Below are 21,246 nucleotides of genomic sequence, written 5' to 3' on the forward strand. Positions count from 1 at the left end.
TGGGCGCGCGACGCGGCCGAGGCGCTGGCGCGGGCGGCCGAGCGGCCGGCGCGCATCCTGCTGGATCTGAACCTGGACGGCGACAGCGGCCTCAGGCTGCTGCCGGCGCTGCGCGCGGCCAGCCCTGACAGCGCCATCGTGGTGCTGACCGGCTATGCCAGCATCGCCACCGCGGTGGAGGCCACCAAGCTGGGCGCGGTGCAATACCTGGCCAAGCCGGCCGGCGTAGATGAGATCCTGGCCGCCTTCGCCCAGCAGACGGCGAATCCGGAACTGCCGGTGGCGCCGCAGCCGATGTCCTTGCGCCGCGTCACCTGGGAGCATTTGCAGCGCGTGCTGGCCGAGCACGACGGCAACATCTCCGCCACCGCGCGCGCGCTCAACATGCACCGCCGCACCCTGCAGCGGATGCTGGCGAAACGGCCGGTCAAGAGCTGAGTCAATTCCGATGACGAATATATAAATCAGACGATGGCCGGCCATCAGAAAATATGATTGGAGTGAAAACTCCAGCGCGGCGTAACGTGCGGATTCCATACCGATAAAAGGGGAGATGCGCGATGCTGCGTGGACAGATGATGGACCAGCCTTTGCTGATTGCGGACTTGCTCGCGCATGCCGAGCGCTTCCACGGCGACACCGAGATCGTGTCGCGCACGGTGGAGGGCCCGATGCACCGCTATACCTACCGCGACGCCGCCCGCCGCGCCCGCCAGCTGGCCAACGCGCTGCCGTCGCTGGGCGTGGCGCCGGGCGACCGGGTGGGCACGCTGGCCTGGAACGGCTACCGCCATTTCGAGATCTACTTCGCGGTGTCCGGCAGCGGCGCCGTCTGCCACACCGTCAATCCGCGGCTGTTCCCGGAGCAGATCGCCTGGATCGTCAACCACGCCGAAGACAAGGTGCTGATGTTCGACGCCACCTTCCTGCCGCTGGTCACGCAGCTGGCCGACCAGCTGAAGAGCGTCGAGCATTTCGTGCTGCTGGCGGCGCGCGCCGATCTGCCGGCCGACAGCGGCATCCCCGATCTGCTCAGCTACGAAGACCTGGTGAACAGCCACAGCGACGTCTACGACTGGCCGAGGCTGGACGAGAACGCCGCCTCCAGCCTGTGCTACACCTCCGGCACCACCGGCAATCCCAAGGGCGTGCTGTATTCGCACCGCTCCACCGTGCTGCACGCCTTCGGCAGCTCGCTGCCGGACAGCTTCGACCTCTCGGCGCGCGCGGTGGTGATGCCGGTGGTGCCGATGTTCCACGCGAACGCCTGGGGCCTGCCATACAGCTGCGCGATGAACGGCAGCAAGCTGGTGCTGCCGGGGCAGAAGCTCGACGGCGCCAGCCTGCAGCAGTTGATCGCCGAGGAAGGCGTCACCACCACCGTCGGCGTGCCCACGGTCTGGCTGCAGCTGTTGCAATATTGCCAGCGCGAAAACCTGCCGCTCGCGCCCTTGAAGCGGGTGATCGCGGGCGGCTCGGCGGTGCCGGAAAGCATGATCGAGCAACTGGCCGAACGCGGCATCGAGCTGCGCCAGCTATGGGGCATGACCGAGCTGTCGCCGTTCGGCACCACCAGCACGCCCAAGCTCAAGCACGAAGGCCTGCGAGGACGGGAGCTGAACGCGCTGCTGACCAAGCAGGGTCGCCCGGCGTTCGGCGTGGACATCCGCATCGTCGACGACGCTGGCCTGCCGCTGCCGCACGACGGCGTGTCCTTCGGCAATCTGCAGGCGAGGGGGCCGTGGGTGCTGTCGCAGTACTTCAAGCGCGAGCTGGACGCCAACCACAGCGCCGACGGCTGGTTCCACACCGGCGATGTGGTGACCATCGACCCAGACGGCTACATGCGCATCACAGACCGCACCAAGGACGTGATCAAGTCCGGCGGCGAATGGATCAGCTCGATCGATCTGGAAAACATACTGGTCGGCCATCCTGCGGTGGCGGAGGCGGCGGCGATCGCGGTGCCGCACCCCAAGTGGGACGAGCGGCCGCTGATGGTGGTGACGCTGAAGCCGGGCGGGCGGGCGACGCGGGAGGAGCTGCTGGCTTACTTCGACGGCAAGATCGCCAAATGGTGGACGCCGAACGATGTCGTCTTCATCGACGAGCTGCCGCACACCGCCACCGGCAAGCTGCTGAAGATGAAGCTGCGCGAGCAGTTCCGCGATTACCGCTGGCCCGAATAATGAAAATTGGATGAATTGCTCTAAAGTGCTGGATTTTCGTAGAGCAATTACGCTAGAATGCCGGCTGCACTGAGAACCGCAAGGTTTTGAGGTGTTAGCCCCTCGAAATATCGCGCTGGCCGAGGCCGGTCCGATGTTTCTTCCTCGTGTTGACCCCTGCCGCATTGCCGCAGGGGTGTTTTTTTTGGCTATGTCCCAATTAAGGGTTGGCATCTAAACTAAAAGCAGAACCCTTGCCGGGAGCCTGCCCATGGACATCCAATCCTTTCAACGACTGCTCACCCTCGTCGATCAGCTCACCACCAAACAGAAGTCCCTGTTACAGCACACGCTACAAGGCCGGGTGCGGCACGATGTGCTGGGTGAGGCCCTGCCCGACCTGCCGTGCTGCCCGCACTGCCAGGCCGATGCCAGCCAGCTTGCGGCGTGGGGATGGCGTCGTGGTTTGCGACGCTATCGCTGTAAAGCCTGCTTGCGTACCTGCAATGCACTGACCGGAACGGCATTGGCCCGTTTACGCCAAGCGGATGCCTGGCTGGACTATGGCGCCGCCTTGATCCAGGGCCGCTCGGTCCGGGACGCGGCGCGTGACTGCGGCATCAGCAAGAACACCGCCTTTTTATGGCGACACCGCTTTCTGCGCGCGGCGGCCCGGCATCAAGACACCCATGAACTGGGTATCGTTGAAGTCGATGAAACCTTCTTCTTGGAGTCCTTCAAAGGGCAGCGTCAATTGCCAAGACCGGCTCGTCAACGCGGTGGCGTAGGCCAAACGCGAGGCACTGGCAAGGATCAGATTCCGGTGATGGTGGTTCGGGATCGAGACAGTCACACGGCGGACTTCAAGCTGAGCAAGCTGGATGCCGGCCATGTAGGTGCGGCGCTACTGCCGCTGGTGGATCGCGAGGCGGTGCTGTGTACGGATGGGGCCGCGGTGTATGCCGCCTTTGCCAGGCAAGCTGGCATTAGCCATCAGGTGGTGCATGCCAAGCGGGGCAGCCGTGTGCGTGGAGGCGCCTTCCATATTCAGAACGTGAACGCGTACCACAGCCGGTTGAAGCGTTGGATGGCCCGGTTTCATGGCGTAGCGACGAAGTATTTGGAGAATTATCTGGGGTGGCGTCGCTTGCTGGAACGTTACCGGCAAGAGATTCTGCCTACCCATTGTCTTGCCGAAGCGCTGGGCCGCCCTTTCCAACCCGTAATTGGGACATAGCCTTTTTTTTGCCCATTCCTCCCCGTTATTCACATCGACTGACATCGTCATTGCACCTATCATATTGTGAAAACGGCATGAGCTTGATCAAGCGCCGGCGCGCCTGCTTGGTTTAGCGTATCCATCCGGCTTTCCAATAAATTACAACCAGTCTGCCGAGGAAATGACCGGCTTTCGCCCAGGCTATACAGCGTAGAAATGAAGGGAATGCGATGAAATCACTTCGTAGTCGATTGATAGCGTTCAATGCCCTGTTGATGGCGTTGTTCGGCCTGGTCCTGGTGACCATAGTTTTCACGCAGATGCGATCGGAAATCCTGGAGGGGCTGGACAATGAGTTCGCGGCCAGTCTGAAGGGGCAAAGCTCGGTGGTGACCACCTGGCTGGGCGAGAAGAAGCAGCAGATCGTCGCCCAGACCGCGGTGGCGGGCGAGGCCGACGCGATGCGCTTCCTCAAGGTGGGCACCAAGGCCGGCGGCTTCAACGTCAACTACGCCGGCTACGCCGACGGCCGCACGCTGTTCTCCGACGACTGGGTGGCCCCGGCCGACTACAAGGTGGCCGACCGCGACTGGTACAAGCAGGCCCAGGCCTCAGGCCTGCCCGTCGTCACCGATCCCTATGTCGACGAGGCCACCAAGAAGCTGACGGTCACCATCTCCGCGCCGTTCAACCACAACGGCGCCTTCGCCGGCGTGGTCGGCGGCGACGTGATGGTGGACACGCTGGTGAAGTCGGTGCTGTCGCTGAAGGTGCGCGGCAACGGCTACGCCTTCATCATCGACAAGAAGGGCACCGTCATCGCCCACCCGCAGGCCGAGCTGACGCTGAAGCCGATCACCAGCGTGGTGCCGGCGCTGACGCCCGACCGCCTCGCGCAACTGGTGCAGAACGACAAGGCGTCCGACGTCGACATCGGCGGCAGGAGCATGCTGATCGCGGCGCAGGCCATTCCCGGCACCAACTGGATTCTGGCGCTGGTGTCGGATCGCGACGAGATTCTGGCCCCGCTGCACACGTTGTTGTACACGATAGGCGGGCTGACGCTGCTGGTGTTCGCGCTGATGATCCCGTTCGCCAGCCTGGTGATCGGCAAGATGCTGGCGGGCCTGGTGCGGCTGAAGGCGGCGATGGAGGACATCGCGCGCGGCCAGGGCGACCTGACGCTGCGACTGAAGGACGACGGCCAGGACGAGATCGCCGCCACCGCGCGCGCGTTCAACACCTTCGTCGGCCAGCTGGGCCACCTGTTCCGCGGCCTGAAGGGCGATGCCGCCGGCGTGGTCGGCGGAGTGAAGGACGCCAGCCAGCTGGTGGCCGACGTCGCGCAGAGCTCGCGCCACATCTCCGACGTGTCCTCTTCCAACGCGGCCACGCTGGAGCAGATCACCGTCTCCATCTCCCATATCGCCGACAGCGCGCGCCAGGCCGACGACCTGGCCAGCGCCACCGGCCATAACCTGGCCGCCAGCGCCGACAATATGCAGCGGCTGTCGTCCGGCATGGAAAACACCGTGCAGTCGGTGCGCGGGCTGGAAGAGATGCTGTCTTCGCTGGACAAGCGCTCGCAGGAAATCTCCGGCATCACCAACGTGATCCGCGACATCGCCGACCAGACCAATCTGCTGGCGCTGAACGCGGCGATCGAGGCCGCCCGCGCCGGCGAGCAGGGCCGCGGCTTCGCGGTGGTGGCCGACGAGGTGCGCAAGCTGGCGGAGCGCACCGCCCAGGCGACGTTGGAAATCTCCAATATGGTCGGCGCGATCCGCGAGGAAACCGGCCGCGCGGTCGGCGATGTCAACTCCACGGTGCAGGCGGTGGACGAGGGCGTCGGCCTGACCCGCGAGGCGGTGGACAATATCGCCGCCATCCGCGCGTCGATGCTGGACGTGGTGGCCAAGATGAGCGAGATCTCCAACTCCACCCAGGAGCAGCACAAGGCCACCACGCTGATCGCGCAAAGCTCCGAGGCGATCAACGGCCACGTGCTGGAAAACGACGACGTGCTGCAGAGCGTCAGCAGCACCTTGCAGGGCCTGGCCGGCAACGCCGGCAAGATGGATGCCGAGTTCAACAAGTTCCGGCTGTAAGAACCTGTTCCGCCATGCCCAACGCCGCCTTGCCAGGCGGCGTTTTTGCGTCGATGATCCGAAGCAACTTTTCCGATCGGCGGACGCAAGATGCCCCCGCTTTCTCCTGACACCCTGCTCGCCGCCCGGCTGCTGGCCGAAGGCGACCTGGCCGGCGCGCTGCGCGCGGCGCAGGCCGGCTTGCAGGCCGAGCCCGGCAACGCGCCTTTGTGGAACCTGCTGGGCGTCTGCGCGGCCCGGCTGGCGCAGCTTCCTCTGGCCGAGCAGTGCTGGCGCCAGGCGCTGGCGCGGGACCCGGCCACGCCGGACGCGCATTACAACCTGGGCTGCCTGGCGATGGAGCAAGGCGACGGGACCGCCGCCGAGATGCATTACCGCGCCGAACTGGCGCGCGACCCCAGGCATCCATCCAGCCTGGGCAATCTGGGCAATCTGCTGCAGGACGACGGCCGGCTGGCCGAGGCCGAGGCTTGTTTCCGCCGCCGGCTATCCTCCCAGCCCGGCGCGGCCGCCCATTACCAACTGGGCCGGCTGCTGGCCGAGCAGGGCCGGAACGGCGAGGCCGAGGGGCAGCTGCGCGCCTGCCTGGACGAAGCGCCTGACGATGCCGAGGCGCTGCAGCTGCTGGGGCGGCTGCTGGAGGAGAGGGGAGAGGCCGGACAGGCTGAAGCCATGCTGCGGCGCGCGCTGGAGTCGGCGCCGGGCCATGCCGCCGCCGGCAACAATCTGGGTTTGCTGCTGATGGCCCAGCGACGCTGGGACGAGGCGGAGCGGCATTTGCGAGCCGCCCACGCGGCAGCGCCCGGCGCGGCGCTGGCCAATCTGGCCTCGCTGCTGCTCGCCACCGGCCGCGCGGCGGAGGCGGAAGCCCTGGCGCGGCAGGCGCTGGCGGCAGAACCCGGCCGCGCCGACTGGTTGAACCTGCTGGGACTGGCCTTGCGCGAAGAGGGCCGGGACGGCGAGGCCGGCCAGGCTTGGGAGCAGGGCCTGGCGTCGGCGCCGGAGCACCGCCGGTTGCGGCAGAACCTGGGCTATCTGCAACTGGCGCGCGGCGACTGGGCGGCCGGTTGGGCTCATCACGAGGCGAGGCTGGAGGCGGCCGCCTATCCCGCGATGCCGTCGCCGCGCTGGCAGGGCGAGAGCCTGGCGGGACGACGGCTGCTGGTGTTGTTCGAGCAGGGCTACGGCGACGCCATCCAGTTCAGCCGCTATCTGAATCCGCTGCTCGAACAGGGCGCGGCGCGAGTCATCGCGCTATGCCGCGAGCCGCTGTCGTCGTTGTTTTCCCGGCAATGGCCGCAGGCGGAGTGGCTGGCGATGGCCGGCGGCTACCCGGCCGAGTTTCCGCCGCACGACTGCCATGTTTTTTCCATGAGCCTGCCATGGGTCTTGCGAGATTTCGAGCCGCGCGCGGAAATCTATCTGCAGGCCGATCCGGCGCTGCGGCAGGCGTGGCGGGAGCGCTTGCCGGCCGGCCGCCATATCGGCCTGGTCTGGCGCGGCCGCGCCGAGCATCCGTTCGACCATTGCCGCTCGCTGCCGGGGCCGGAGGCCTTGCTGTCGTTGCTGACCGATCGCGGCGTCAACTGGATTTCGCTGCAGCCGGAGCCGAGCGGTACTGAGCGGACATGGCTGGCGGAAAACGGCGTGATGGAGCTGGGATCTGGATTGACGGACTTTGCCGACAGCGCGGCGCTGCTGGCGGAACTGGACGGAGTGGTCGCCGTGGACACGGCGATGGCGCACCTGGCCGGCGCGCTGGGCACGCCTTGCCGGCTGCTGTTGGCCGGCGAGCACGTCGATTGGCGTTGGGGCGTCGATGGCGCGGCGACGCCATGGTACCGGTCGCTGACGCAGGAGAGGCGGCGGAGCGGGGAGGAATGGGAAGACACTATCGGCCGCTTGGCGATCTGAATCGTTGCCATCCTCTCCTATGGAAAGAGAGCGGGTTTACAACCACTTGCCCGGATTCATCAGTCCGTCCGGGTCCAGCGCCAACTTGATCGTCCGCATCAGTTCCAGCGCCAGCGGGTCCTTGTAGCGGGCCAGCCAATCCTTTTTCAGCTGGCCGACGCCGTGCTCGGCCGCCAGCGTGCCGCCCAGCCGGTAGACATGGTCGTAGACGATGGCGTTGACCGCGTCCTCGTCGTCGAACAGGTCGGCGTTGCCGGGGCGGGTGTAGCTGACGTTGTAATGCAGATTGCCGTCGCCGGCATGGCCGAAGGCGACGATGCGCACGCCGGGAAAAGCCTGGTCCAGATCCGCCGCGCAATCGCGGACCAGCCGCGGCAGCGCCGAGGTGGGCACCGCGATGTCGTGCTTGATGCTGGGGCCGTCCTTGCGCTGGCTTTCCGATATCTCTTCGCGCAGCGTCCACAGCTTGCGGCGTTCGGTCTCGTTTTGCGCGACGACGCCGTCGGCCATCGTCTGGGCGGACAGCCATTCCACCAGCGCGTCGTTGAGCGGCGCCGGATCGCCGCCGTCGGACAGCTCGATCAGGATCAGCCACGGCGCGGAGAACGGCATCAGCGACGGATGGTGGCGCAGCAGCACTTGCTGGCAGCTGGCGTCCATCACTTCGAAGGCGGTCAGGCGGTCGCCGAAGCGGTGGCGCAGCCGGTTCAGCCAGTCTATCGCCGTCTCGATGTCGCCGACGCCGACCATCGCGGTGGCATGGGCGCTGGGCAGCGGGTACAGCTTCAGCGTGGCGGCGGTGATCAGGCCCAGCTGGCCTTCCGCGCCGATGAACAGCTGCTTCAGGTCCAGGCCGGTGGTGTCCTTGCGCAGGCCCTGCAACTGGCTCAGCACCCGGCCGTCCGGCAGCACCGCTTCCAGCCCCAGCGTCAGCTCGCGCATGGTGCCGTAGCGCAGCACCGCCACGCCGCCGGCGTTGGTGGACAGGTTGCCGCCGATCTGGCAGGTCCCTTGCGAGGCCAGCGACAGCGGAAACAGCCGGCCGGCGGCTTCGGCCGCCTGCTGCGCCTCCAGCAGCGTGACGCCGGCTTCGACGGTCAGCGCGTTGTTGTCGGTGTCGACGTGGCGGATGGCGTTCAGCCGGCGCAGCGCCAGCACCAGCTGCCGGCCGCTGCCGTCCGGCGTCGCCGCGCCGCAGGTGGAGGTGTTGCCGCCCTGCGGCACGATGGCCACCTTGTGCGTGCGGCACAGCTTGACCACCTCGGAGACTTCCACTGTAGAGCCGGGACGCGCGACGGCCAGCGGCGCGCCCTGGTAGCGGCGGCGCCAGTCCAGCGTGTACGGCGCGGTGTCGATGTCGTCGGTCAGCAGGTGTTGCGGGCCGACGATGGCGGCCAGCCGCTGCAGAAAATCGTTCATGCGGATTCCAGTCGGGATGGCGGCTCTCAGAATGGTCCGTTGCTGTCGCGCAGCTTGTCCGGCAGGCCGTCGTGGCCGCCAAGCTCGCGCTCCGGTGCGTCGTCCCAGTGCAGCGGGCCCAGGAATTGGTTGCGCTCGGGATGCACGGCGTAGTGGATGCGGTTGTCCGCTCGGTCGGTGTCGCCGACGCAGAGCAGGCGGACGGTCTGTTCGGTATTGTTGATGAAGGTGTGGGCCAGGCCGTCTCCAGCCTTGAAGCCCACCGAGTCTCCCGGCCGCAGCCGGTAAAGCCGGCCATCCAGCCACACGTCGGGCGCGCCTTCCAGCACGTGGACGAATTCGTCCTCGGTTTTTTCGGCATGCGGCCAACTGGTGCGGCAGCCCGGTTCCAGCAGCTCATGATGGATGCCGAGCCGGGCGAAGCCGTAGTGCTTGCCCAGCGGGCTGCCGCGGGACAGCGGCTCCTGGCTGCCGGAGTAATAGCGCGGCCTGTCGCTTTGCAGCTCGCTCCAATGTTTGATGCAGTCGGGACGGCTCATCTGCTTCTCCTCAGTCTTTTCCATGGCTGCCCGCGCGGCGCGAGCAGGACGCGTCAGCCTTCAACCATACCACTTGCCGGCTCGCCGCGGCCGCCGGGCTTATTCCGGGATATCCGGCGACATCAGCTCGTCAGGATGCTGCCAGCCCGGCTGGGCGGCGATGCGGCCGAGCCAGGCCTGGATATTGGGCCAGTCGGCGATGGCCAGGCCGGCGTCGGACAGCCACCACAGGTAGCCGCTGAGCGAAACGTCGGCGATGCTGACCTGGTCGCCGGCCAGGTAGCGGCGCTCGGCCAGTTCCGCCTCCAGCACCGCCAGGTCGGCGCGCAACCGCGTTTCCAGCCAGGCCTCCACCGATGGCTCATAGTGGGCGATCAGGCGCGAGTAGCGCAGATTGGGCAGCGACAGGCCGAGGCGGTTGGTTTCCCAGTTCAGCCATTCGCGCACGCGCTGGCGCTCGCCCAGGGCGCCGCCCAGCGCGCCGTAGCTGTCGGCCAGCCATTGCAGTATCGCGTTGGACTGGCACAGCGGCACGCCGTCGGCCACCAGCACCGGCACTTCGCCGAAGCGGCTGGCGGCGCGGAAGTCTTCCGGGCGCTCGCCGCGCGGCTGCGAGATGTCGATGTGCACATAATCGTGTGAGATGTCGGCCAGCATCAGCGCCAGCCTCACCTTGTAGCTGTGGCCGGAGTAGCGGTTGCCGTACAGGGTCAGCTTGTTCATTGCGTTCGCTTTCTTGAATTCATTGATGAGTTCGGCCGGCGCGATCCCAGCCAGGCCGCGGCGAAGGCCAGCGGCAGCGAGAACAGCGCCGGGTTGGCGTAGGGAAACAGCGGCTCGGCGTGGCCCAGCGCGGCCACCCATACCGCCGGGCCGCAGACGATCAGCGCCAGCGACGAAGCGATGCCGGCGACGCCGCCCCACACCACGCCGCGGGCGCTCAGGCCGCGCCAGTTCAGCGCCAGCAGCAGCAGCGGGAAGTTGGCGGAGGCGGCGATGGCGAAGGCCAGGCCCATCATCACCGCGATGTTCAGTTGCTGGAAGGTGGTGGACAGCAGCATCGCCGCCAGGCCCAGGCCCAGCGTGGCCAGCCGCGACACCTTGAGCTCGCGGCGCGGATCGGCCTGGCCGCGCTTCAGCCAACTGGCGTACAGATCGTGGCTGACCGCGCTGGCGCCGGCCAGCATCAGTCCGGCCACCACCGCCAGGATGGTGGCGAAGGCCACCGCGGCCACCAGCGCGCGGGCGAAGTCGCCGCCCAGCAGCTCGGCCAGGTGCAGCGCCGCCATATTGCCGCCGCCGATCAGCTTGCCGTCGGCGCCGTGGAATCGCGGATCGGGGCCGATCAGCGTCATCGCGCCGTAGCCGATGATCAGGTTGAGCAGGAAGAAGGCCGCCACCAGCCAGGTGGCGATGCCCACCGAGCGGCGCGCGGCGCGGGCGTCGGCCACGGTGAAGAAGCGCATCAGCACGTGCGGCAGACCCAGCAGGCCCAGGCTCAGGCCCAGGCCCAGCGACAGCGCCTCCACCGGGTTGGCCAGCGCCTGGCTCGGCAGGAAGGCGGCCGCGCCGCGCAACTGGTGCGCGGCGGCGAACAGCGCGGCCGGGCTGCCGCCGTAGCGTCCCAGCACGCCGGCGGCCAGCAGCAGCGCGCAGACGAACAGCAGGCTGGCCTTGCTGATCTGCACCCAGGTGGCGGCCAGCATGCCGCCCAGCGCCACGTAGGCCATCATCAGCGCGCCCACCAGGCCGACGGCGGCGAGATAAGGCAGGCCGAACAGCAGCTCGATCAGCTTGCCGGCGCCCACCAGCTGCACGATCAGATAGCACAGCGTCACCGTCAGCGAGCTGGCGATGCTGACCAGGCGCACGCCGGCGTGGTCGAAGCGCTGGCTGAGCACGCCGGCCACGGTGTAGCGGCCGCGCTTGCGCAGCGGTCCGGCCAGCAGCAGCAGGAGCAGCGGCCAGCCGGCCAGCGTGCCCACCGCGTAGGCAAGCGAGTCGTAGCCCTGGCCCAGGTACATGCCGGCGGCGCCGAGGAAGGCGGCGGCGGACAGGTAGTCGCCGGCCAGCGCCAAGCCGTTCTGCCAGGCGGGCAGGCGGCCGCCGGCGGTGTAGAAGTCATTGAGGGAGGCGGTGCGGCGGCGGGCGGCGGCGGTCAGGCCCAGGGTCAGCAGCGTCAGCGCCAGGAACAGCAGCTGGGACGCGCTCATGCGTCCTCCCCGTCGCCCACGCGGCTGTACAGCGTGGATACCAGGCACAGCAGCAGGATCACCGCCAGCGCCAGCAGGATGGACAGCGGCAGGCCGGCGACGCAGCCAGACAGCCAGTCCGGGCGCAGCGCCAGGACCAGGAAATAGCCGAGGCAGGCGGCCAGGGTGAGGGCGGCCAGCAGGCGCTGGAGCAATGCGGACTTCATCGGCGCTTCAATCTGGCAAAAGCGCCAGTGTAGCGCATGTCAGCCGGGTTGCCACTCCAGCAGCAAGCGGGCCTCGCCGGGGCCGAAGTAGTCGGCCTCGGCGCCGATCTCGGCGAAGCCCAGCTTGCGGTACAGCGCCGCCGCCGGATTGGCCGGGTCCACGGTCAGGCGGATGCTGCGCGCGCGCGGCTTCATCGCCTGCAGCGCCGCCTGCATCAAGGCCTTGCCGGCGCCGCGGCCGCGGCAGGACGGCAGCAGCGCCAGCGACAGCAGCCACAGCTCGTCCGGCCGCTGGGACGGCGCGCCCAGCGCGTAGCCCGCCGGCGCGCCGGCTTCGTCCTCGGCCAGCCAGAACCAGTCCGGCCACAGGTCCAGCGCCTGGCGGAAAAAGAAGTCGGGATAGACGTGGCTGCCGAACACAGCCTGCTCGATGGCGAACACGGCGGGAAGGTCGGACAGTCGGGCCTGGCGTAGCTGCATGGGCGGGCATCCTGCTTGGGTGTGGCGAGCGGGCAAGGTTAATCGATGCGCGTCCGATGGGAAAGGGGCGCGGAGAGGGCGGGGCCTCCCGCTGTCCCGTCTGCCAGCGGCGCCTCGCCGATCGCCGCCGCCTGTTCTTTAATCAAGCCATCACATTGCATGAGCACACTGCGCGCTTGGCCTGGCTTGCCAGGGTCATGAATCCTGAAAATTTACGGAGCGTTGTCATGAGCGAGATGTCACGTCGTGAGTTTCTCAAGTTGTCGGCCGCCGGCATGGCCGCCGGCGCGCTGCCGCCGGGGCTGGCCGCCGCGATGGCGATACGTCCCGCTGGGCGCAGCCTGTCGGCGGTCAAGCATGTGGTGGTGTTCATGCAGGAAAACCGGTCCTTCGACCATTATTTCGGCGCGCTGGGCGGCGCGCGCGGCTTCGGCGACCGCAGCGCGCTGCAGCTGCGCAACGGCGGCAGCGTGTTCCGCCAACCCAATCTGTCCAACGGCGAGTACCCGTTCCGTCTGGACACCAGCCGCACCAACGCCCAGTACCTGACCGATCTGGACCACTCCTGGACCGGCACCCACGCCGCCTGGAACCAGGGCAAGTACGATGGCTGGATCGCGGCCAAGAGCAGCCTGACCATGGGCTACTTCACCCGCGCCGACATTCCCTACCACTACGCGCTGGCCGACGCCTTCACACTGTGCGACCACTATTTCTGTTCGGTGCAGGGCCCGACCAACCCCAACCGCCTCTATCTATGGAGCGGCATGGTGGACCCGGCCGGCAAGAACGGCGGGCCGGTGACGGACAACAGCGAAAAGGGCTACAGCTGGACCACCTATCCGGAGCGGCTGCAGGCGGCCGGCGTCAGCTGGAAGGTGTACCAGGTGCTGGGCGACAACTACGACGACAACGCGCTTGCCTGGTTCAACCAGTACCGCAGCGCCAAGCCCGGCAATCCGTTGTGCGACCGGGGCATGAGCTCGGTGCCCAAGGTCAGCGGCAACTCGGTGCAGGACCTGGTGGCCGCCATCCGCAACGACGCGATCAACGGCACGCTGCCGCAGGTGTCGTGGATCGTCGCGCCGGAGGCGTATTCCGAACATCCGAGCGCGCCGCCGGCCGCCGGCGCTTATCTGCTGGACCGCGTGCTGCAGGCGCTGACCGCAAATCCGGATGTGTGGGCGTCCACCGTGCTGCTGCTCAACTACGACGAGAACGACGGACTGTTCGACCACATGCCGCCGCCGGTGCCGCCGGCCGGCACCGCCGCCGAGTTCATCGGCGGCAAGCCCATCGGCCTGGGGCCGCGGGTGCCGATGCTGGTGCTGTCGCCGTGGAGCCGCGGCGGCCATGTCTGCTCGCAGGTGTTCGACCACACCTCGGTGATCCGCTTTCTGGAAACCTGGACCGGCGTGCAGGAGCCGAATATCTCGGCCTGGCGCCGGCAGATCTGCGGCGATCTCTCCAGCGCGCTGGACTTCTCCAGCCGCAATTCCAGCGTGCCCGCCTTCCCGGACACCGCCGCGCTGCTGACCCAGGCGCAGCAGAGCAAGGGCTGGCCGGCGCCGACCGCGCCGGTGCCGGGCCAGATGCCGCTGGCGGAGGGCGGCCGCCGCCCGGCGCGGGCGCTGCCTTACCAGTGCAACGGCTACGGCAGCACCGACGTCGCCGGCGGCATCTTCTGGACGCACATGCAGAATGGCGGCAGCCAGGCCGTCCATTATTCGATCTACGCCAACCAGTACCGCAGCGACGGCCCGTGGCAGTACGACGTGCCGGCCGGCGGCGAGATCAAGGACTATTTCCACGCCCAGACTTACGGCGGCGGGTTTTACGACCTGACGATGTATGGCCCCAACGGCTTCCTGCGCCGCTTCGTCGGCAATCTCCGCAGCGCGGCCGGCGTGCTGGAGGCGGTGGGCACGGCATCGGCGGTGGCGGGCGTGCCGCAATTGACGCTGCAGCTGAGCAACGGCGGCAAGTCGCCGGTGACCTTCCAGATCAGCGGCAACGGCTACGGCGGCTCGTCGCCGCAGCAGGTCAGCGTGGCGAACGGCGGCAGTCAGATACTGAGCTGGAATCTGTCCGGCGTTTACGGCTGGTACGACTTCACCGTCAGCTGCACCAACGACGCCAATTTCCTGCGCCGCCTGGTCGGCCACGTGGAAACCGGCGCCGCCAGCGTCACCGGCTGAGCGGCACCCCGCTCTCGTTCTGGGGGGCGGCCGCTGGGTTTCGCCCCTCAGGACGACAGCTTGCGGCCCAGCCGCTTCTCCACCTGCCGCCTCTCCCAGTCCGGGCCCAGGATGGGCAGCAACTCGAAAGTGTTTACCGCCTGCAGCAGCAGGCCTATGCCCCAGCCCAGCGCCGGCCAGACCACCCATAGCCGGTGCGGAGAAGTCAGCAGATTGACGGCGGCCAGCAGCGCCATCACCAGCGCGTATTGCGCCAGGTGGCGGTAAAAGCGCTTGAGGCGGTTCACGTGTTGCAGCGCCAGCATTTCTTCCAGTTCGCGGGAGGCGACGGGCGCGGAGGCGGTATCGGGGGCGGTCAAGTCGGTCATGGCGGGCTCCTGGTTCAGTTCCGAGAAATCGATCTCGAACACGGAGGCCAGCGACTTCAGCGACTCGACGCTGGCGCCCTGGCCGCGCTCGATGCGCTGGACGGTGCGCACGCTCAGACCGCTCAGATCAGCCAGTTGTTGTTGCGACCAGCCGCGTTGCAGCCTCAGTTTCTGTATCAGCATAAAACCTCCGTTCGATCACTGGACGCAGTGTGGGGGCGCTTAGGGCAAGAGACAACGACAGCGGGGCGACAGACAGACGACAGCGGCGCGCCAATGCCCGCCAGGCTTGGGTTTCCAGCTGACGCCGGCCAGGAGCGCCGCCCGCGTTTCAGGCGCTCATCGGCATGATAGGGACAGGGAGCGGCCGCTGGCAAGGCGGCGCGCCGGAATGAAAAACGCCGCCGTTCGAGCGAACGGCGGCGCGGGAAGAGGCGGCTTGGCGCCGGGGCCTTACCACAGCACTCTGACCTTGCCTTCTCCCAGCCACTCGGTCAGCGCAAGCAGCAGGCCGTCGTCCAGGCGCACGCCCCATTCCTGCGGCAGCATCAGTTCGCCCTTGGCCTTGCCGTTGTTGTAGGCCAGCCGCACCAGGCTGCCGGCGTCCTGGCTCTTGAACGGATGCAGTTCCGCCTTCAGGCGGGCGATGTCGGGCTTGGCCGGCAACTGCAGCGCCAGGCCGCGGGCGTAGCGGCTGCGCGCCTCGCCCAGGCTGTGCAGCTTGTCGACGACGATGCGCAGGCCGCCGGAGAAGCTGTCCTCGCTGACCTTGCCTTCCACCACCAGCACCACGTCCTCCTTCAGCTTGTCTCGGTTCAGCTCGAAGCTCTCGGCGAACAGGCTGACTTCCAGCTTGGCGGTGCCGTCGTCCAGCTGCACGAAGGCCATCTTGCCGCGGTTGCCCACCTTGACCCGGATGCCGGTGACGAAGCCGGCCAACAGCTGCGGCTCCTTGCGCGGGCTGAGGCGCGACAGCGTGGTCTTGATGAAGCCGCGCACCTCTTTCTCATAAGAGGAGAACGGGTGGTCGGACAGGTAGAAGCCGATCGCCAGCTTTTCCTCGGCCAGCTTGACCGCGTCGCTCCACGGCCGGGTGGCCACCATCTCCACCGCCGGCGCGACGTCGTCGCCGAACATGTCGAACAAGCCGCCCTGGTTGGCGTTGGCGTGTTCCTGCTCGGCGGCTTCCATCGCCAGGCCGACGTTGGCGAACAATAGCGCGCGGTTGGGTTCGATGGCGTCGAAGGCGCCGGCGCGGATCAGCGCCTCGATCACCCGTTTGTTGACCAGCTTCTTGTCGGTTCGCTTGCAGAAATCGAACAGGTCGGTGAACGGTCCGCCGGCTTCGCGCGCCTCGACGATATGGTTGACCGCCGATTCGCCGGTGCCCTTGATCGCGCCCAGCGCGTAGCGGATTTGCTTGCGGTTGACCGGCACGAAGCGGTAGAAGCCATGGTTGACGTCGGGCGGCAGGAAATCGATGCCGTTCTTGCTGTCCTGGCAGTCGTCGTAGAACACCTTCAGCTGGTCGGTGTTGTCCAATTCGGTGGACATCGTCGCCGCCATGTAGGCCGCGCAGTGGTGGGCCTTCAGCCAGGCGGTGTGGTAGGCCACCAGCGCGTAGGCGGCGGCGTGCGACTTGTTGAAGCCGTAGCCGGCGAACTTCTCCATGTAGTCGAAGATTTCGTTGGCCTTGGCTTCGGGAATGGCCTGCTTGGCCGCGCCCTCCACGAACATGGCGCGCTGCGCCACCATTTCCTCGACCTTCTTCTTGCCCATCGCGCGGCGCAGCAAGTCGGCGCCGCCCAGGCTGTAGCCGCCGATCACCTGGGCCGACTGCATCACCTGCTCCTGGTACACCATGATGCCGTAGGTCGGCGCCAGCACCGGCTCCAAGAGCGGGTGAAGGTATTCGAACTTGGCGCCGTGCATCCGCTGGATGAAGTCCGGGATCAGGTCCATCGGGCCCGGGCGGTACAAGGCCACGAAGGCGATAATTTCCTCGAACTTGCTGGGCTTGGCCTCCACCAGCATCTTTTTCATGCCGGTGGACTCGAACTGGAACACGGCGGTGGTGTTGGCGGTAGCGAACACCTTGTACGCCGGCTTGTCGTCCAGCGGCAGGTGGGCGACGTCCACGTCCTCGCCGGTGGTGTCCTTGATGTACTTCTGCGCCAGTTCGATGATGGTCAGGTTGCGCAGGCCCAGGAAGTCGAACTTCACCAGGCCGATCTGCTCGACGTCGTCCTTGTCGAACTGCGAGACGGGGGAGGCACCGTCGCCGCTGGCGATGTACAGCGGGCAGAAGTCGGTCAGCTTGCCCGGCGCGATCAAGACGCCGCCGGCGTGCATGCCGATGCCGCGGGTCAGGTCTTCCAGCGTCATCGCCAGCTCGATCAGCTCGCCCGCGCCCTCGCTCTCGATGATCTCGCCGATCTGCGGCTCCACTTCCATCGCCTTGGTCAGGCTGAGGGGCTTGTTGGCCTCGAGCGGAATCAGCTTGGACAGGCGGTCGCACAGGCCGAAGGGCAGGTCCAGCACCCGGCCGACGTCGCGGATCACCGACTTGGACGACATGGTGCCGAAGGTGGCGATCTGGCTCACCGCCTCCTCGCCGTATTTGCGGCGTGTGTACTCGATCACCCGCCAGCGGTTTTCCTGGCAGAAGTCGACGTCGAAGTCGGGCATGGACACCCGCTCGGGGTTCAGGAAGCGCTCGAACAGCAGCGCGTACTTCAGCGGGTCCAGATCGGTGATGGACAGGCTGTAGGCCACCAGCGAGCCGGCGCCGGAACCCCGGCCCGGGCCCACCGGGCAGCCGTTTGCCTTGCCCCACTGGATGAAGTCCGCCACGATCAGGAAGTAGCCGGGGAAGCCCATCTGGATGATGGTGTCGCACTCGAACTTCAGCCGCGCGTCGTACTCCGGGCGTTTCTCCAGGCGTTCAGCCTCGTCCGGATACAGCTGCTTCAGCCGGTCTTCCAGGCCGCGCTGGGCTTCGTGGACCAGGAAGTCGTCCAGCGACATGCCGTCCGGCGTCGGGAACAGCGGCAGGTAGTTCTTGCCCAGCACCACCGAGATATTGCAGCGCTTGGCGATTTCGACCGTGTTGGCCAGCGCCTCCGGGATGTCGGCGAAGCGGGCTTCCATTTCTGCGGCGCTGAGGAAGTACTGGCATTCGTTGAAGCTCCGCGGCCGGCGTTTGTCGCCCAGGGTGTAGCCTTCGGCGATGCACACCCGCGCCTCGTGCGCCTTGAAGTCTTCCTTTTCCATGAACTGGATCGGATGGGTGGCGACCACCGGCAGCTCCAGCTCGCCGGCCAGCCACAGCGTGGCCTGCACCACGTTTTCCACCTGGGCGCTGTCCACGCGCTGGACTTCCAGATAGAACGCGCCCGGGAACAGTTTTTCCCAGTATTCCGCGCGGCGCCGGGCTTCGTCGCGCTGGCCCATGGACAAGGCGATGCCGACGTCGCCCAGGTGGGCGCCGGACAGGCACAGCAGGTTGCTGTTGTCGCCGGATTCCAGCCATTCGCGCTTGATCTCGGCGCGGCCGCGGTACTGGTTGTGGCTGAACGCCTCGGTCAGCAGTTCGCACAGGCGGCGGTAGCCCTCGCGGTTCTTCGCCGTCAGCAGCAAACGGTAAGGCTTGTCCCGGTCTTCCTCGTTCTCCAGCCAGATGTCGGCCGACACGATGGGCTTGATGCCCTTGTTGCGGCAGCTCTTGTAGAACTTGACCATGCCGAACAGATTCATCAGGTCGGACGCGCCGAGCGCGGGCATCTGATCCTTGACGGCGCGCTTGACCGCGTCGTCGAGGCGGACGATGCCGTCGGTGATGGAGAACTCCGAGTGGAGGCGAAGATGGACAAAGCGGGGTGCGTTCATCCGGCCATTTTAACGGCTGGCGCTGTGGCAAACCAGTTGAATCGCCGACAAAAAGCGGCTGGTGCGGCGGCGGGCATGCACATTAGAATGTTGGCATCCGAAGTCTGACGCAGGTGAAAGAACGAGATGGAGTTCAATGTGCAGCAATTGGAACGGCCGAATCTGTATCAGCTGCTGGTGGGGTGCGTATTGCCGCGTCCCATCGCCTGGGTCAGCACTCAGGATTTGAAAGGCGTGTGCAATCTGGCGCCGTTTTCCTTTTTCAACGTGATGAGCGTCAATCCGCCGCTTTTGGGCATCAGCATCCTGAAGCAGGCGCCGGAGCGGGACAAGGACACGCTGGCCAATATCCGCCTGACCGGCGAACTGGTGGTCAATATCGTCAGCCAGCCGCTGGCGGCGGCGATGAACGCCAGCTGCGGCGGCTATCCGGCGGACATCGACGAGTTCGAGCTGGCCGGCGTGGCCAAGATGGGCAGCGTGACGGTGAAGCCGCCGGGCGTGGCCGAGGCGCCGGTGCGGCTGGAGTGCGCGCTGCACCAGTGCCTGACCTTCGGCCACGGCAGCGGCGCCGGCAACCTGGTGCTGGCCGAAGTGAAATACATCCATGTCGCCGACGGTCTGTGGCGCGACGGCGCGATAGACGAGCAGGCCTTGCAGGCGGTGGGCAAGCTGGGCGGCAACCGCTACAGTCTGGCCGAGGAGGCGTTCACGCTGGAGCGTCCGGCCTGAGCGGATTTCAAACGGCGGCCAGAGCCTGGGCGGTGAGATCGTCCAGCAGGTTGTAGCGGCGCTGGTATTCCGAACGCTTCTTGCTGGCGATGTCGGTCATCGCCTTGCGCGGCAGCGTCAGCGGGATGCGGTAGAAGCGCAGCTTGTCGTCCGCGGCCTCGGCTTCCATGGTTTGCCAGAAGCTGTCGTAGTCGGCGAAGAAATGCCGGCGATAGCGCCAGGAGCTGTAGATGTGCTCCCTGTTGCCGACTGCCAGAATCTCGTCCGCGCCGATCTTGCGCGCCAGCGCGGTCAGCGCTTCCATCGCCAGCCGTTTCGGGAACAGGCCGTGGGCGGCCTTGGTCGCCAGCTGCACCTGCTCCGCGCCGTAGGGTTTGCGCGGGCCTTGCAGGCCGCCGATCACTATCGCCATCTTGTCGCCGCGGCGGGTCAGCGTGAAGGTCAGCGTGGCCAGCGGCACTTGTTCCGCGTCGCAAACCTGCAGCGACATTTCCCCTTCCTTGTCGAAGTTGTGCTGATGCGTGAGCAGCAGCAGCAGGCGGCAGTCGTTCTTGCCGGCGATATCGGCCAGGCGCAGCGGCGCGCTGGACAGCAACTGGGCGCGGATGTCGGCGGAGAAGCGCTGCTCCAGCAGCTGGTAGTGCGCGCAAAGCGCCTCCAGCTTGCCGCGGCATCCCAGCGAGCGGTACAGGTAGGGGCGGTGGAGCTTGCTGGCCAGCCGTGGATTGCGGCGCAGATAGGTCAATAGCGTCTGCGACTGGCGGAAGGTATCCAGCCAGCGCAAGGTCCACGGCAGAGTCAGCATGCCGCGGAAGACGAATTTGAAGCGGTTCTTGCCTTGATCGAAACCGTCGCGCCGGGAGAACTCACCCGTCGCCAGCGACCAGAACAAATCCACGGAGTTTGTGACAGTCATGCAATACCTCATCCTTGGGAATGTCAGGATAAGATAAATTTGCACAAGAATTTGTTAATAGTTATGTGGGACAGTGTGACGGAATGTGACGCAGGATAGCGCTGTCATGATGAAAAATGCCAATTCATCTCAGGCTATACAAGCGGAAGCGTTCCTTGTGGTCGCCCGGCCGCTGGAAAACGTAGACGGGATACAATTTGTCGTAGGGCGGCGGCATCTGGTCGTGCAGGGTTTGCAGCAGCAGCCAGCGGCAGCGGCCGGCGCCGCCCCCGGCTTCCAGGCGTTGCGTGCGCAGGCCCGCATAGTATTCCAGCAAGGCGCGCTGGGGCTCGCCCAGGCCCAGGCTGGCGACGCAGTCTCCGGGCCGGATCAGGGCAGCCGGTCCGGGTTTCAGCGCGGCGAAGGCTTCGCGGTAGCGCATGCCGTGGTCCAGCGCCGGCAGCCATAGCATGGCCATGCCGCACCAGAGCAGGGTCAGGCCCACGCTCCAGCGCCAGATCAGGCGATAACCGTCGACCAGCGGTTGCCGCCAGCACCAGGCGAGCAGCGCCGAGGCGGCGGCGAACAGCAGCCAGCGCCCAGGCTGGAACTGGGGCGTCCAGCCATGGAAGCGTCTGCCCAGCCATTCCCGCGCGGGATGGATGTCCAGGGGGAAGCTCAGCGCGGCGGCGCAGAGCAGCATATAGACGGTCAGCGCGCACAGCAGCAGCGCCAGCGCGATGTTGAGCCAGCGCGGGGGGCGGCCGAAGCCGCGCAGCCCGGCCATGGCCAGCAGCGCCAGCGGCGGCAGCAGCGGCAGCGCGTACAGTTCGCGGGCGTCGGCCGCCGAGGCCAGCACCGCCAGCGTGCAGCCGGCCACCGCCAGCGGCGGCAGGATG

Annotated in this window: 17 protein-coding genes; 7 read left to right on the forward strand and 10 right to left on the reverse strand. The window is 66.9% G+C overall.

Translation table 11 applies throughout. The features are described from left to right. From VL52_RS20350 to VL52_RS20370, 5 genes are all read left to right on the forward strand, one after another. Nucleotides 1-438 (forward strand): response regulator transcription factor (locus tag VL52_RS20350; protein ID WP_046158760.1); only part of this gene is annotated, 438 nt, incomplete at its 5' end. 122 nt (nucleotides 439-560) lie between these two features. Then, nucleotides 561-2,189: a 3-(methylthio)propionyl-CoA ligase gene (locus tag VL52_RS20355; RefSeq protein WP_046158761.1), complete on the forward strand. Its 1,629-nt coding sequence runs from the start codon at nucleotides 561-563 to the stop codon at nucleotides 2,187-2,189. Nucleotides 2,190-2,439: 250 nt separating this feature from the next. Further along, nucleotides 2,440-3,405, forward strand: coding sequence for an IS1595 family transposase (locus VL52_RS20360; RefSeq protein ID WP_046158762.1), 966 nt, complete (start codon nucleotides 2,440-2,442; stop codon nucleotides 3,403-3,405). A 212-nt stretch (nucleotides 3,406-3,617) separates the two neighbouring features. After that, complete coding sequence (locus VL52_RS20365) at nucleotides 3,618-5,495, forward strand: methyl-accepting chemotaxis protein (RefSeq protein WP_082113855.1); 1,878 nt, start codon at nucleotides 3,618-3,620, stop codon at nucleotides 5,493-5,495. Nucleotides 5,496-5,585: 90 nt separating this feature from the next. After that, nucleotides 5,586-7,409, forward strand: coding sequence for a tetratricopeptide repeat protein (locus tag VL52_RS20370; RefSeq protein WP_046158764.1), 1,824 nt, complete (start codon nucleotides 5,586-5,588; stop codon nucleotides 7,407-7,409). A gap of 36 nt (nucleotides 7,410-7,445) precedes the next feature. On the opposite strand, the gene VL52_RS20375 is transcribed toward VL52_RS20370, so the two are convergent. The 6 genes from VL52_RS20375 to VL52_RS20400 all read right to left on the reverse strand — a co-directional run bounded on the left by VL52_RS20375 (nucleotide 7,446) and on the right by VL52_RS20400 (nucleotide 12,266). Further along, nucleotides 7,446-8,828 (reverse strand): FAD-binding oxidoreductase, encoded by a 1,383-nt coding sequence (locus tag VL52_RS20375; RefSeq protein WP_046158765.1) that lies wholly within the window; start codon nucleotides 8,826-8,828, stop codon nucleotides 7,446-7,448. Nucleotides 8,829-8,854: 26 nt separating this feature from the next. Next, complete coding sequence (locus VL52_RS20380; protein ID WP_046158766.1) at nucleotides 8,855-9,367, reverse strand: cupin domain-containing protein; 513 nt, start codon at nucleotides 9,365-9,367, stop codon at nucleotides 8,855-8,857. Nucleotides 9,368-9,466: 99 nt separating this feature from the next. After that, nucleotides 9,467-10,090 carry a glutathione S-transferase family protein gene (locus VL52_RS20385; protein WP_046158767.1) on the reverse strand — a complete coding sequence of 208 codons (624 nt, stop codon included), beginning with the start codon at nucleotides 10,088-10,090 and terminating at the stop codon, nucleotides 9,467-9,469. Beyond that, nucleotides 10,087-11,580, reverse strand: coding sequence for a sodium:solute symporter family transporter (locus VL52_RS20390; protein ID WP_052729438.1), 1,494 nt, complete (start codon nucleotides 11,578-11,580; stop codon nucleotides 10,087-10,089). Before VL52_RS20390 ends, VL52_RS20385 begins: the two co-directional genes overlap by 4 nt. After that, nucleotides 11,577-11,786, reverse strand: coding sequence for a DUF485 domain-containing protein (locus VL52_RS20395; RefSeq protein ID WP_021477974.1), 210 nt, complete (start codon nucleotides 11,784-11,786; stop codon nucleotides 11,577-11,579). The genes VL52_RS20390 and VL52_RS20395 overlap by 4 nt, the downstream gene beginning before the upstream one ends. A gap of 39 nt (nucleotides 11,787-11,825) precedes the next feature. After that, entirely contained in the window at nucleotides 11,826-12,266 is a 441-nt protein-coding gene (locus VL52_RS20400) for a GNAT family N-acetyltransferase (protein WP_046158768.1), read from the reverse strand. 227 nt (nucleotides 12,267-12,493) lie between these two features. Here VL52_RS20400 and VL52_RS20405 point away from each other — a divergent pair, with 227 nt between their 5' ends. Beyond that, nucleotides 12,494-14,464 (forward strand): phosphocholine-specific phospholipase C, encoded by a 1,971-nt coding sequence (locus VL52_RS20405; RefSeq protein WP_046158769.1) that lies wholly within the window; start codon nucleotides 12,494-12,496, stop codon nucleotides 14,462-14,464. A 47-nt stretch (nucleotides 14,465-14,511) separates the two neighbouring features. On the opposite strand, the gene VL52_RS20410 is transcribed toward VL52_RS20405, so the two are convergent. Both VL52_RS20410 and dnaE read right to left on the reverse strand, forming a co-directional pair. After that, nucleotides 14,512-15,015 carry a 2TM domain-containing protein gene (locus VL52_RS20410; RefSeq protein ID WP_046158770.1) on the reverse strand — a complete coding sequence of 168 codons (504 nt, stop codon included), beginning with the start codon at nucleotides 15,013-15,015 and terminating at the stop codon, nucleotides 14,512-14,514. Nucleotides 15,016-15,285: 270 nt separating this feature from the next. Then, a complete protein-coding gene (dnaE, locus tag VL52_RS20415; protein ID WP_046158771.1) occupies nucleotides 15,286-18,720 on the reverse strand; it encodes a DNA polymerase III subunit alpha in 3,435 nt (1,144 codons plus the stop codon). A gap of 138 nt (nucleotides 18,721-18,858) precedes the next feature. Here dnaE and VL52_RS20420 point away from each other — a divergent pair, with 138 nt between their 5' ends. Beyond that, the gene (locus tag VL52_RS20420) at nucleotides 18,859-19,452 is read left to right on the forward strand and encodes a flavin reductase family protein (RefSeq protein WP_200896069.1); all 594 of its coding nucleotides are present in this window, start codon (nucleotides 18,859-18,861) and stop codon (nucleotides 19,450-19,452) included. Nucleotides 19,453-19,459: 7 nt separating this feature from the next. Here the strand turns inward: VL52_RS20420 and VL52_RS20425 are convergent, their stop codons facing one another. Both VL52_RS20425 and VL52_RS25090 read right to left on the reverse strand, forming a co-directional pair. After that, nucleotides 19,460-20,368: a VirK/YbjX family protein gene (locus tag VL52_RS20425; protein ID WP_021477980.1), complete on the reverse strand. Its 909-nt coding sequence runs from the start codon at nucleotides 20,366-20,368 to the stop codon at nucleotides 19,460-19,462. A 124-nt stretch (nucleotides 20,369-20,492) separates the two neighbouring features. Continuing rightward, nucleotides 20,493-21,246: hypothetical protein (locus VL52_RS25090; RefSeq protein WP_046158773.1), on the reverse strand; the 754-nt coding region annotated here is incomplete at its 5' end.

It is taken from the genome of Chromobacterium vaccinii (assembly GCF_000971335.1).
Classification (GTDB): Bacteria; Pseudomonadota; Gammaproteobacteria; order Burkholderiales; family Chromobacteriaceae; genus Chromobacterium; species Chromobacterium vaccinii.